The sequence below is a fragment of the Methanolapillus millepedarum genome (assembly GCF_032594115.1).
GTDB lineage: Archaea > Halobacteriota > Methanosarcinia > Methanosarcinales > Methanosarcinaceae > Methanolapillus > Methanolapillus millepedarum.
Genome location: NZ_CP131060.1, coordinates 999,816 through 1,012,772 on the forward strand (window position 1 = coordinate 999,816; position 12,957 = coordinate 1,012,772).

Annotated in this window: 10 protein-coding genes, 2 tRNA genes and 1 pseudogene; all 13 read right to left on the bottom strand. The window is 44.3% G+C overall.

The genetic code is table 11. From position 1 onward, the window contains the following. Positions 1 to 202: 202 nt before the first annotated feature. Positions 203 to 1,609 (bottom strand): tRNA (N(6)-L-threonylcarbamoyladenosine(37)-C(2))-methylthiotransferase, encoded by a 1,407-nt coding sequence (locus MsAc7_RS04735; protein ID WP_338101785.1) that lies wholly within the window; start codon positions 1,607 to 1,609, stop codon positions 203 to 205. A gap of 196 nt (positions 1,610 to 1,805) precedes the next feature. Beyond that, positions 1,806 to 2,888, bottom strand: coding sequence for a class II fructose-bisphosphatase (gene glpX, locus MsAc7_RS04740; RefSeq protein ID WP_338101786.1), 1,083 nt, complete (start codon positions 2,886 to 2,888; stop codon positions 1,806 to 1,808). Between the two features lie 111 nt (positions 2,889 to 2,999). Continuing rightward, entirely contained in the window at positions 3,000 to 3,566 is a 567-nt protein-coding gene (gene cgi121 / locus MsAc7_RS04745; RefSeq protein ID WP_338101787.1) for a KEOPS complex subunit Cgi121, read from the bottom strand. 77 nt (positions 3,567 to 3,643) lie between these two features. Next, a tRNA-Leu gene (locus tag MsAc7_RS04750) sits at positions 3,644 to 3,727 on the bottom strand. Between the two features lie 196 nt (positions 3,728 to 3,923). Continuing rightward, positions 3,924 to 4,721 (bottom strand): DNA-directed RNA polymerase subunit D, encoded by a 798-nt coding sequence (locus MsAc7_RS04755; RefSeq protein ID WP_338101788.1) that lies wholly within the window; start codon positions 4,719 to 4,721, stop codon positions 3,924 to 3,926. A gap of 218 nt (positions 4,722 to 4,939) precedes the next feature. Further along, entirely contained in the window at positions 4,940 to 5,323 is a 384-nt protein-coding gene (locus tag MsAc7_RS04760) for a 30S ribosomal protein S11 (protein ID WP_338101789.1), read from the bottom strand. Positions 5,324 to 5,472: 149 nt separating this feature from the next. Then, a pseudogene (locus tag MsAc7_RS04765) lies at positions 5,473 to 6,117 on the bottom strand (30S ribosomal protein S4); the annotation flags it as partial. 11 nt (positions 6,118 to 6,128) lie between these two features. Continuing rightward, positions 6,129 to 6,662 carry a 30S ribosomal protein S13 gene (locus MsAc7_RS04770; RefSeq protein ID WP_338101790.1) on the bottom strand — a complete coding sequence of 178 codons (534 nt, stop codon included), beginning with the start codon at positions 6,660 to 6,662 and terminating at the stop codon, positions 6,129 to 6,131. A gap of 200 nt (positions 6,663 to 6,862) precedes the next feature. Then, a complete protein-coding gene (locus MsAc7_RS04775) occupies positions 6,863 to 7,270 on the bottom strand; it encodes a methyltransferase family protein (RefSeq protein ID WP_338101791.1) in 408 nt (135 codons plus the stop codon). 1,304 nt (positions 7,271 to 8,574) lie between these two features. Beyond that, positions 8,575 to 8,657: transfer RNA gene (locus MsAc7_RS04780), tRNA-Ser, on the bottom strand. Between the two features lie 179 nt (positions 8,658 to 8,836). Further along, on the bottom strand, positions 8,837 to 9,808 hold the full coding sequence (locus MsAc7_RS04785) for an RNA-guided pseudouridylation complex pseudouridine synthase subunit Cbf5 (RefSeq protein WP_338101792.1): 972 nt from the start codon (positions 9,806 to 9,808) through the stop codon (positions 8,837 to 8,839). A 259-nt stretch (positions 9,809 to 10,067) separates the two neighbouring features. Further along, positions 10,068 to 12,107, bottom strand: a complete 2,040-nt coding sequence (locus MsAc7_RS04790) for a hydantoinase/oxoprolinase N-terminal domain-containing protein (protein WP_338101793.1) — start codon at positions 12,105 to 12,107, stop codon at positions 10,068 to 10,070. A gap of 179 nt (positions 12,108 to 12,286) precedes the next feature. Next, a complete protein-coding gene (locus MsAc7_RS04795) occupies positions 12,287 to 12,940 on the bottom strand; it encodes a methyltransferase cognate corrinoid protein (RefSeq protein WP_338101794.1) in 654 nt (217 codons plus the stop codon). Positions 12,941 to 12,957: the final 17 nt, after the last annotated feature.

Genomic DNA, 12,957 nt, shown 5'->3' on the forward strand with positions numbered 1-12,957 from the left:
CAGATGCAAACAGAAACGGAGAATAGAAACAGCAGATGCAAACGGAAACGGAAAATAGAAACAGTAGATGCAAACGGAAACGGAAAATAGAAACAGCAGATGCAAACGGAAACGGAAAATAGAAACAGCAGGTGCAAACCGAAACTGAAAACCGGGAATATCAGATGCAACTCAAAATAAAAATGACCGTCCAATCAGGAAATTATTTTGACCGAACAAGTTCTCCGATAAAATATCCGGGCGTCGCGTCAACAATCCGAACCGTTGCCATATCTCCCGGCTTTAAATCCGTCTGATTGATAACGACCGGTTTGTAATCGTCCGTTCGCGCCATCACACCGCTTTCTTTTCCGTATTTTGAAACAAAAACGTTTTCGATTTTCCCGATGCGTTTGTTTTTGTCTTCGAGTTTGATCTGGTCGGTGATTTCGGACAAGAGTTTAGACCTCTGCGTCAGGATTCTTGAATCCAAATTTCGAAGACCAAACGCTTTTGTTCCCGGGCGCGGCGAATATTTGGAAATATTCACTTTCGCCGGTCGGTATTTTTTCACCCAATCGACCGTCTTTTGGAAATCGTCGTCGGACTCCCCGCAAAAGCCGACAATAACGTCTGTAAAAAGCGTCAAATCCGGAAATCGTTCTTGAAACGTTTGAATGATGAAATCGACGTCCACCATTTTGTGTCGGCGGTTCATTGTTTTTAAAACATTTTCCGAAGCGGATTGAATCGGCAAATGCAAAAATTTAAAAATTTTCGGGTCCGAAAACGCATCAACCAGACGCGGCAAAATCGGCAAAACCGAAAATGGATTCATCATCCCGACGCGGATTTTAAAGTTTCCGGGAATTTGAACGATCATGGAAAGAAGCTCGGGAAGACGGATTCCGAAAGACGGCGAATCCGATTTAAAATCCATTCCGTATTGACTGTCGTCCTGAGAGGTCAGCCAAATTTCGGAACAGCCTTCCGCAACCGCCGCGGAAATGTCGGAAACGATTTCTTCCGGCGGAAACGAAATTAAATTTCCGCGCGCCAACTTGACAATACAGTAAGAGCAGCCGAAATTGCAGCCGGTGGAAATCTGGCAAATATGTATGTTTGAATTGTAACGCACTTTCGGCAAATTCAAAAACCCATCCGGCGACTTGGAAAAAATACGAATCGGAGAAGAAAAAGATTCGAGAGCGGAATCAGAAACGGAACGGGAAACAAAACCGGAAACAAATCCGGAATCGGAAACCGAACTATAATTGGAACCGTTGCGGAAAAGCAGGTCGGCATGAATTCTCAGCAACACGTTTTTGAGGTCGGCAACGGAATTGATTCCCAAAACATAAGCTTCCGGATTGGCGTTTAAAATCAAGTCCAGCTGAACTTCCGGCATGCAGCCGGAAACAACAACATACCGCCCGGAATCGCCAAAGCTGCGGATTTTGTGAAGAATTTTCTGCTCGGTCGTGTATTTGACCGTGCAAGTATTACAAACATAAACTTGAGCGTCCGCTTCCGTTGAAATCTCAAACCCCATGGACCGGATAATGCCCAGCATGGTTTCCGCCGACGCTTGATTGGCGGAGCAGCCGAATGTCTCAAAATAAATCTTCATAGCAATCGTTTTTGAATTTGAAATTTGAAAACCGGAATAGATAAACGAAATCAGAATGGATCATTTTAAAAACCAAATTTTAAAACCAAATTTTAAAAACCAAATTTTAAAACCAAATTTTAAAAACCATATTTTAAAAAATCAAATGTTACCGAGACGAATCAAAACCCATCGAAACGAATCGGCCGGCATAGAATTAAACATAAAGCAGTTTACCCTCTTTGTCTTTCACATAAATGCTCTCGACAATTCGGACGACGCCGGAACTTCCGATACAAATGCTGGTCATGCAAGCGTCTCCGTCTTTTAACAAATGAGTTCCTTTCATAAAAGGACCATCGGTAACGGCTGTTGCCGAAAAAATAACATCTTTTCCCGGAACCAAATCGTTTGTTTCCCGGATTTTTCCGATATCAGCTTTCAAAATGCCCATTTTTTCAAGCCGCGGCAGTTTTTCCAGAAGTTCCTTTTCAATGTCGGCATTTGATTTTCCGTTGGCGGCGCTTGGAAGAACCAACCGTCCCGTGATTTTTCCGCCCAAACATTTCAAGGCGCTCGCTGTCAAAACCGCTTCTCCGGAACCGCCGGCGCCCATCACAAGATCAACGCCTGAGTCCGCAAAGCACGTCATAACGCCCGGCATCAAGTCTCCATCCGGAATCAAACGAACGCGAGCACCGGCGGCTCGAATTTCGGAAATGCGTTTTTTGTGGCGTTCGCGGTCTAAAATAACAACGGTGAGGTCAGAAACAGGCTTATCAAGTGCTTTTGAGACCAATTCAAGAGTTTGCGTCACCGGCGCGTCAATATTGATTTTTTGTCCGGATTTTTTTTCATACGCCGCCACTTTCGGACCGACGACGATTTTATCGAAATAAATGTCCGGACCATGGAAAATACCGCCTTTTTCAGCCATGGACATAACAGCGATGGACCCGTTCACGTCGTCCGCCGCCAAATTGGTGCCTTCAAGTGGATCAACGGCGATTTCCACAACCGGACCCTTTCCGGTCCCGACCGACTCGCCGATAAAAAGCATCGGGGCTTCGTCGCGTTCACCTTCACCGATTTTAATGGTTCCTTGAATATCGATTTTGTTCAGCATGCGCCGCATAGCTTCGACGGCGACGTGGTCCGCGTATTTGCGGTCGCCGCGTCCGATTTGATAGGCCGATGCGACGGCTGCCGCTTCCGTAATTTGAAGAAGAGAAAACAAGACGTTTCTTTCAATCGGCCCGGCCGAGTTCATCATTTGTTCGACGGTTTTGGGATGAGGCATGATAAATCACTTTGAGTACGAAAATAAACAAAAAAATAAGAATTGAACTAAACTTGAACTTTAAAACAGGCTCTTCGTTATTATAGTTTTCAATCGCCGATTGAAAAAAATTCACCGAGTCCCATCAACCAACGCGATGCGCTCCATGACCAAATCTTTTAATTTATCATCGCCAACAGCTGCCAATTCTTCTTTGGTGATGCCAAACTGAGACATCAGATACGGCTTTTTTTCCTCCAAGGGTGTTGGCGTTGTCTTTCGAAGTTGGAATTCCTCAATAAACATAGATTTAACCGGTTCGGGGTTTCTCAAATCGCCGAAAATGGCAAAAATACACTTGTTGTCGCCCGCTGAAAGCCCGATCGAAAAAGCCTTATCGATTTGCCGTTGTCCCGATGCAAAACGTAAAATTTCAAGCCCGGGATTTTTTGCAACGTTTGTGTTGTTTGAAAAGGATTCCTTGGCCCGATGAATCGCAAAAAGCAAATGATCCATGTCTGCAATTTTTCTCTCGTCAAATCCTTGAATCGTCAAATTATGTTCGTCACAATAAGAGTCCAAAGATTCTAAAAAGAACTTCAAATTTTTAATCGAGAGACGGCCTAACACAAAACAAACATCGTCCAAATCCGGTTCCATGGAACAAAGAAGATAGGGAATAGATAAATATTTTTCCAAAAAGAAAAATGAAGAAACAAATTAGAAGGAAGGACGAAAAGAAGAACAAAAAGGAAAATATAAAACTTAAAATAAGGTGCGGGGGATGGGATTCGAACCCACGAACTCCTACGAGACTAGGCCCTCAACCTAGCGCCTTTGACCAGCTGGGCAACCCCCGCATACGATGAAAAATTTACTTGACCGCGTATTTCAACGCCGGTACAGTCTTTGAGAATACGATTTATCGTATATAAAGATGTTGTTTAAAGCGGATTTTGTATCTTTTTTTGAAGAATATTGAATAAAAATGAAATATGAAATCAACAAATTCAATCAATTTGAGATTATTGGATTTCATTATTTCATATGAGCAAATTACAAATCTTGCAAGATATCCAAAAACTCCTGAGCGCGTCCTCTGATGACGTCGGCTGATTTGAGAATGAGCTCGGACGCCGAATAAGAACCATCGGACTCCATGGTGAAAATAAACGATGTTTCATCAAACGTAATTTTCAGGGAAGACGGGTCGTTTAAATCACCGACGCGTTTTTGAAAACCGCACTCTTTGCAGGTTAAAAGGTCTTCATCGGAAACGCGCGCTTCGCCGTCCACCAAATAAACAATCCCGTCCGGAACTTCGTAGATCTGGTTGCCGCATGCTTCACAAGCCTCGACCGTTAAAATCGGAATATTTTTGTAACCGCAAGCAATTCCCGCCTGCCAGCGGACATGGTCGCGTCCGTAGCCGACATGCGCAACGGCTTCAAGCATAATTCTTTGTCCTTCTTTTAAATCGACGATTTGGATTTTTTCATCAGCCGGGCGAACCTTAGGGTCGGCCGAGATGAAATCGCCGGAGTAAACCATTTTCGGACCTTCGACGTCAAGACGGAGGGTGACTTCGCAAGCCGGACAGCCTGTGCCGCCGCATGTACACTCTGACTGCGGGACATATCCGGAATCGGTCGAAAGCGGCACAAGCGCCAAGCGAAGGCCGAGCTGCTCATCGTAAAGGACGGAAGTGTTGTCGTTTAAAATCAAATGTTCGATTGCAAGCGTCGGGACGTCCGCAATCATCGCGCGCCGGATACCGTTCGCAAAAGCTGCGTTGGTTCCCGACAGGATAAATTTGGCGGAATCTTTAGACAACTCAAGAATATCAATGTCCATCTAACTCACCTTGGTTTATTAATGAATGAAAAAAGACGATTTCGGATTTGGATTTTCAATACCGGATGATCAATAAAAAATGAAAAAGAATATTCGAAAATGTTAAAATTTCAATGAATTCGTGATCAATGACCGAGCTATTGAACTCAGCCATTGAAATTTGAATCATTGAACTTTTCATATCGAATTTTTTGTTTCAGATTTAAACCGGCCCGTCGTTAAATGCGGTGTTTGCCGCCTTTTGGCCGGGTACCGTCGTGGGGAATCGGCGTTACGTCTTCAATTCTTCCGATACGGATGCCCGCCCGCGCGAATGCACGAATGGTGGCTTGAGCGCCCGGTCCCGGGTTTCTTTGTTTGTTTCCGCCCGGCGCTCTCACTTTGATGTGAATGCCGGTGATTCCTTTGTCTTTCAATTGTTCAGCCAATTGGTTTGCCATCTGCATGGCTGTGTACGGAGAACTTTCGTCTCTGGCGGCCTTGACAACCATACCACCGGAGGATTTCGCGATGGTTTCGGCACCGGTCAAATCGGTGATGGTGATGATGGTGTTGTTAAACGAGGATTTAATGTGAGCCACTGCCCATTTAATTTCAGACATAATTAGTTCCTCCTGTTGCCGCTTGAACCGCTTTTAGGAGCGCCGCCCTTTGCCGGACCGCGCGGGGCACTACCCGCACCGGCTCCGCCCGGAGCATTGCCGCGCGGGGCACCGCCCGGAGCGTTACCGCGGGGAGGCCGTCCGCCCGGACCGCCTCTTCTCCGGTCGCCACCTTTCTTTCCGTCGCCCTGTGTCCGGGCTTTCCGGTTGTTTTCGGCAGCCGTTCTGAGGGTCACGCCGTCTGCGATGGAGGAGGCAATCTGAACCGGTCTTTCGGGGTGGGATTCCGCCGTGAGCGGGGATTCGCCATAGTAAGTGATATTCATTTCATCTTCTTTGGAAATCAGCATGCTCGGAACGGTTGCTCTTCTGCCGTTGATGGCAATGTGCCCGTGTGTGATAAACTGGCGGGACTGAAGAACGGTTCTGGCGAGACCGAGTCTTAAAACTTGGGTTTGGAGCCGGCGTTCAAGAATGTTTTCCGCCTTTAAGCCCAAGATATCATCGATTTCGGAGTCGGGTTTTAAGATCCCGTACCGGATGAGTCTTCCGAGGATTTGGTCGGCTTCGGTTTTGGCCGGACCTTTAAATTCGCCTTCAGAGGCCGCAAGCAAAGCCAAGAGGCCCATGGCGTCGGATCTGTATTTTCTGAGCAGACTTTCTGCCTTCCAAACTTCTCTTTTGTTACGGAGGCCGTATGCTTTAATCAATTCAACTTCTCCGGCCATTCTGGCTTCCTGCCAGGGGTGGTTCGGAGTATCATAAGTCTTGTGTTTCTTACCCGGATATACCATTTAACTCACGCTCACTTCTTCTTTCTGACACCAACAGTCGAACCGCGTCTGCCTGTGGATTTTGTTCTCTGTCCTCTGACTTTGAGTCCTCTTTCGTGTCGGAGACCTCTGTAAGCGCGCACTTTTTTAAGTGTGTTGATATCTTCCTTAAAGGTCAAATCGATATCAATGCCGAGAAGGTGTTTGTTTTCGCCGGTTGTCAAATCCTTTTGGCGGTTTAACATCCAGGTGGGAGCGGATTTTTCAACGCCTTGGATGGCCGCATCGATTTTAGCAACTTCCTCTTCGGAAAGGTAGCCGATAACCGCGGTGGGTTCAATTCCCGCATCTTTGGCGATAATTTTGGAGATTCGAAGGCCGATGCCGTCAATACCGGTTAACGCGTATTGAACTTGTTGCGTGCCTTTCAAGTCAGTATTCATCACACGAACAAGATGCCTGATCTCGTCTTCTTCCGATTTTTCTTCTTCAACCGGAGGACGGTTATTCTTTTTATCAAGATTCTTATCTTGAATCTTATTAGGATCTTCTGCTTTCTTAGCCATATGTTTTCCTCCATGGAAAAACGCATCTTGTAGCCCAACCCTGCAAATAACGACAAACAGGTTGAGCAGCCCGTTAAAAAATAAAAGGCTTCAATAAATGCTCGAAACCCAAGGTATTCATCTTATATAACCTTTTCAGGTCTGAAAAAAACAGGAATTTTTCTTGACAGAATTACTTTTTTCGAAAAGCCGGATCAGACTTATTTTCGGAAAAAATACTGCTTTAAGTTTTGAATCGGCTTTCTTTCAACAAACGGAATCAAGCCGGGAACGTCCCTTTTGTAATCGGCATACTCATCCCCAAACGTCTTCTCAAGCTCCGGTTCTTCAATATATTTGTGGTAAAAGTAAGCCGGAATAGCCGTGGCAACAAATGACAACAGGCAAATTTCAAGAGAGCCGGAAACCAAAAAAATAATTCCGGCGTAGTAAATTAAATTGCCGATAACCAAAGGATTTCTGAACAAAGCATAAGGTCCGGTTGTGACCAATTTTTGCGGCGGAGCGTGCACAGCCGGCGACCCGTAACCGTAGATCCAAAGTTCACGGACAGCAAAAGCCACCAAAAACAAACCGTAAAACACAGCCAAAACAGAAAAAATCATCATAAATCGGAATTGGTTTGTTGAAAGGACAAAAACCGGCTCCGTAAAAATACGGCTTCCGACAAACAGAAGAATAAAAGGAATCACAAGAAAATAAAAGAATGATTCGGCGGCAAAGCTGATGGTTTTATGCCAAAAATCCGGATTTTGACGGTGTTTTTGAGATAAGAAGGAAATGACTTGGTTATGAAGGTCGGAAAGAACCGGACTTATGCTTACACCCCACAGCGTTTTATTACATCTGTTCAAATAATATATTTTATTTTATATAAATATAATGCAAGAACAACGGCAAAAATCAAAATGGGTTCAAAATAAGAATGAGCAAAAAAGGTTAAACCAACCCAAATAAAAATAAAATCCCGTCGAGTTTTTGACAGGGTAATAACAAATGATAACAGAATAATAGAGAAATAAAAGCAAAAGCCGCAAAATGTTTTAAGAAATGTTTTTCAAAAAGCCCGAAAACTCTTTGGAAAAATAAACAAAAAACACTATACAAGCCGAAAAAGTTGAAACTTTTCGGCTTCGGGCAAGCCGGGGGTTATTGAAAGACTCTAAACTTATGCCGCATAACTTCTGGACATGTCCTTCATCATACAGATTGTAAGGGCGTCAGCATCGTCAATGCGGTCTAACGAACCCTTATGAATCATATAATGAATGACAGAGTTTTGAAGTCGGGACAGATCTATATCATTCATAATAATTAAATGACAAATCTAGCATATATAGTTTCTGATGAGAATTTACGCATGCCGTGACATGGTACATGCTAACCATTAACATGGTATTAAAAATATAAATTATGCGGAAGAAAGAGAGAATAAAGAATCAAATATGAATAAAATAATAATTATATAAATTAATAAATAATTTTTATTTTTTAAAAAACAGATAATAAAGACATGATTTTACATTAAATTTTTAAAAAACAAAATATGAAAGAAATCATATTATTAGAAGTAAGTTTCAATAAGATATTAATATCACATGATAAAAATATTGAAATAATATTTTAAAGTATAAAATTATAAAAAATGTGGTAAATTCATAAATGTCGTAAATTCATAAATGTCGTAAATTCGTAAAGTGGTAAATTCGTAAAGGTGGTAAATTCGTAAAGGTGGTAAATTCGTAAAAAGATTGTAGTGAAAAAATGGATTAAATAATGGATTAAATAATGGAATAAATACTTGAAAGCAAAATTGCATTCATTTTATTCAAATTAAACCATTTCAAATGAGAAATCAAGAATGGAGAAAAGTCATAAAAACTGAAAAATAAATAAAAGAAAATAAATAAAACGCCGAGAGGGAGACTTGAACTCCCGAGGGGCTACGCCCCACAAGCTTTCCAGGCTTGCGCCCTACCACTAGACTACCTCGGCACGAAGCAGGAGTTATAAAATAGATTTATTGTATATATTCTTTATTCTCAAGAAAGCGATTCTTTGTTTTAAGCAAGCTGTTTTTTGATCATTTTGAATAAAAATAAGATATAAAAGAATAAAAAATGAAAACATACCGACATAATACATCTGAATTACAATAACATCTGAACATAAAATTATGATTCGTCTGCCGGATTTTTGTGTTTCCAGCAGGATGGATAGGTTCCTTTTTCCATTAAAACCGCTTTCGGCTTTGCGACAAACCCGTTTTTCGAATTTTGAATTTCATCCGGCGACATGAGTGCGACGGAAAGCGATATAATTTCTCCTTTTTGAGAGAAAACAGCAGCCATTTCTCCTTTTTGAAGGCTTGTCTCGTAACTGACAATTCCCGCGCGCGCCAAAAACGCCCCCGAACAAAGCGCGTCAACCGCCGTGTCTCGGACAACGATTTTCGGAAGATGTGAAAAGGCGGACTCCATCGGCAAAATCACGCGCCGAAGCTCCGATTCGTCACCGGATTCTTTCCAGTCGAAATACGCATCTTTGAGTTCCCAAAGTGACACCCATTCCGAATCCGTAAACGGGCCGGCTTTAGAACGAATCAATTCCTGCATGTGCGCGCCGACGCCAAGAGCCATTCCGATATCGTGACATAACTTTCGGATATAAGTTCCCGCTTCGCAGCCGACTTTCATGAGAACGAGCGTATCCGTGATTTCAAGCGGCTCAATATAATAGATTTGCCGGACGCGGACGGCACGCTTGACCGCCGAGCGGACAGGCGGCATTTGATAAACCCCGCCGACAAATTCGGAAAGCACCGATTCAATTCTTTTCTTCGGAACACCGCGGTGAAGTTTCATGAGGCAAATGTATTCTTTTCCGGACAAACGAAGCGCAGCAACTGCCCGCGTTGCCTTCCCGATCATCACCGGTTGCGTTCCGGTCACGACCGGATCCAAGGACCCGGAATGGCCGGCAACATTGGCCTCTAAGATGTCGCGCACAAACGCCGCCACTTCGTGGCTGGTCGGACCGGACGGCTTATTAATGACAACCACGCCCTTTTCAATATATTCCCGAATCGGGCGGTCCTTCGGATAGGTTCCGTACTTGCCGGGCGCCGCCTCCGTTAAACAGACCATTTCTCCTTTATCGGAAAAAAAATAATCGTTTCTGAAAAGTTCTTTCTTTGCCATTTGAAAAGAAGAGGGAAATCAAAATTAAAAAGATAGCGATGAAAAAAGAAAAACTAATGGAAAATGATTCAAAAAACAATCCCTGCATTTTCTGAATACCAAAGAAATGTGTTGCACAACGCGCGCGGCGGCTGCCGCAACCAGAAAAAATAAAAATGAAGAGGCGTTCAATGAAATATGAATCCGCATCTAAAATTCATAAGATTTACAACGAATTCTTCGCGTATCCTTCAAAAATAAATGTCGTCTGAACCGGAACCGACCCCTTGCTGATGAAAACATCTTCTTCCCGAGACTTAAACTCGACCCGTTCAAGCGGAATGTTTTCCGACCGCATGTACTCTTCAATCAAAGCCCGGCCGGTCGCTTTCGCAAACGCGACGGCGTCGTCCCGAAGATCAAACGCGCGGCGTCCTCCCGGATAATGAACCAAAACGCCTTTGCTTCTCAAATCGTATTTAGATTCCGTTTGAACCGTTCGAACGGATAACTCGACCCGTTTTGAAACTTTGCCAACCAACGATCCGACCGCGTTTCCGACATCAAAAAAATCCGGCGTCAAAATTTCGGCGTTGATGAGTTCGGAAAGTTCCGAAACAAACGCCTTGACGGGGCCGCCAATCATAACAACCGGAATATTGATTTGAAATTTCGCATACGGTTTTTTGAAAGACAAAAACGATCGGATAAAATCACGGGAATCCGACGGCGGCAAACCGGACGAAGACCAATCTGAAACAGTCTGTTCCGAGAGTCCTTTTTCCGTGAGGAAATAAACAATTTCAAGCGCCATTTTTCGGGCAAACAGCTTTTTGACGTGGCAGCAAAACTCAATCGGGTCCATGTTCAAAAAGGATGATAAAACATTGGCGCCGATGGCGGACGCCTCCGCATTAAATTCCGTGTAATCGCCCAGAACGTGCAAAACGTCCGTCGGCGTAAAACCGATCATATAAACCGCTTTCTTTTGAACCAGCGATGACAAGATTTCAAGCGGCAAATAAGTCATGCCCCATAAAATATCATGAAGCGACGTCGGGCGGTCACCGATTTTGTCATAAACCTTTTTTTCATCGGGCGTGAGCGAAACGTCAGCGCCGCTTCGAATGAAAAAGCGAATCGGCTGAACATATTCATTGAGCCGGAATTTATCAACGAAAACGCGATCGGAAAGAATGGGCAGAATTTCCGGAAACAGAACCGCCGCGCGGCAAAGCGGAATAATCCGGCGGGGACCCAATTTTATTTTTTCCAAACTGAAATCGGAAACAGAAGGAGAGTGAAGCCAAACCTGGCTGTCGCCGCCAAGCGCCGACGTTTCCATCCGAACGGCCCGCACCTTTGTTTTCCAGCCGCCCACGGTTGCCCCGGATTCTGAAATGTCGGGAAAACCTTCCTCCATCATGGAAATATCCGTGCTGGTACCGCCGACGTCAATCATGAGGCATGTGTCACGCTTTGATAAAAACGAAGCGCCGAGGAGACTGGCCGTCGGACCTGAAAAGATGGACTCAACCGGCTTTTCCATGGCTTCCGTAATGCTGACAACAGACCCGTTGCATTTCAAAATTTTAACATCCGCCGAAATATTTCGCCGTTTCATTTCAGAAAGAACCGCTTCCGCAAACCGGCGCGTCACCGGAAGCAACATCGCGTTCAAATAGGCGGTCACTCCACGCTCATACGCTCCAAGCGATTGCGCCAATTCATGCCCGCAAACCACCGGATGTGAAAAACCATCTGTAAGCGTCAACTTTGAAATGAGTTCTTTGGCCGCCAGTTCATGCGCGGGATTTCGGACACTGAAATAAGAGGAAACCGCAAAGGCTGAAACCTTATCTTTGACGGAAAGAACAAATTGTTCAATGGCGGCAATATCAAGCGGAGCCAACGGGTCGCCGTTTCCATCATGACCGCCCCCGGCAACAATATAATTTTTAATTTGAGAGGGAAAAACCGAATCGTCCGGTTTTAAATACTTTTCATCGCCGATCAAAATTAAAGCGGCAGAGTCACCTGTGTTTTCAAGAACAGTATTTGTTGAAAGTGTTGTTGAAACGGCAATGGATGACACTTGATTCAAGAGAGCCGGCGGCAAAGAATCCAAAACCTTTGAAATGCCGCCGATCGGATTCGGGTACGTCGTCAATGATTTTTGAGACACCAAAACAATCTGATTTTCCGTATCAACAATAACGGCGTCCGTATAAGTTCCACCGGTATCAATTCCTAAACAATACGACATAAAAATCCCCTGATTTCAGAAATTACAATTCAATGAATAAATAAACAGATAAGGAGACGATAGAAAAAAGAACAACATCAATAACTAAAATGGCAGCGGCAACAATAAAAAAAGTTGGAGAAAACGGCAAAGGAAGCAAATGCTTCCTTTACCGACGGAAGGTAAAAAATAGACTTGGCTTAAATACCGGCGGCGGCTTTCACTTTTGAAACCGCGTCGGAGGCGCTTTCACCGTAGATGTTGGCACCGATTTTGTTTGCCCAGTCTTGTGTGCACGGAGCACCGCCAATCATGGTTTTCACATTGCTGCGAAGGCCCGCTTCTTTGAGTTGCTCTTCAATTTGGATTTGGTTGACCATGGTGGTGGTCATGAGAGCAGAAGATGCGACAACGACCGGCTTGTGTTCTTTCACGCTGGCCACGAATTGGGCGATCGGGACGTCACGGCCAAGGTCGATCACGTCAAAACCGGCAATACCGAGCATGGACGCAACGATGTCTTTACCGATGGAGTGGATGTCGCCTTCGATGGTACCGATAACGACTTTTCCGTGGCTCTTGGTTTGAGCCTTGGCTTTCTCCATGGCCGGTTTTAACACTTTAATGCCGGCGTTCATGGCTTCGGAAGCGGCCAACACGTGGGGGAGGAAAAGTTTTCCTTGTTCAAATTGCTTTCCGACATCGTTCATGGCGGCGGTGTAGCCGTTTTCAATCATTTCAGTCGGGTTGATACCGGCTTTGATTGCTTCTTCTGCTGCTTCTTCTGCCATTTCACTGTCGAATTCCATAATGGATTCTCTTGCTTTTGCAATAATTTCATCTTTGTTTGCCATATTTAAAACCTCTGAGA

Coding starts and splice junctions, on each gene's coding strand:
- MsAc7_RS04735 (WP_338101785.1), bottom strand. CDS start 1,609: ATGAAGATTTATTTTGAGACATTCGGCTGCTCCGCCAATCAAGCGTCG.
- glpX (WP_338101786.1), bottom strand. CDS start 2,888: ATGCCTCATCCCAAAACCGTCGAACAAATGATGAACTCGGCCGGGCCG.
- MsAc7_RS04755 (WP_338101788.1), bottom strand. CDS start 4,721: ATGGACATTGATATTCTTGAGTTGTCTAAAGATTCCGCCAAATTTATC.
- MsAc7_RS04760 (WP_338101789.1), bottom strand. CDS start 5,323: ATGTCTGAAATTAAATGGGCAGTGGCTCACATTAAATCCTCGTTTAAC.
- MsAc7_RS04770 (WP_338101790.1), bottom strand. CDS start 6,662: ATGGCTAAGAAAGCAGAAGATCCTAATAAGATTCAAGATAAGAATCTT.
- MsAc7_RS04775 (WP_338101791.1), bottom strand. CDS start 7,270: ATGATGATTTTTTCTGTTTTGGCTGTGTTTTACGGTTTGTTTTTGGTG.
- MsAc7_RS04785 (WP_338101792.1), bottom strand. CDS start 9,808: ATGGTCTGTTTAACGGAGGCGGCGCCCGGCAAGTACGGAACCTATCCG.
- MsAc7_RS04790 (WP_338101793.1), bottom strand. CDS start 12,107: ATGTCGTATTGTTTAGGAATTGATACCGGTGGAACTTATACGGACGCC.
- MsAc7_RS04795 (WP_338101794.1), bottom strand. CDS start 12,940: ATGGCAAACAAAGATGAAATTATTGCAAAAGCAAGAGAATCCATTATG.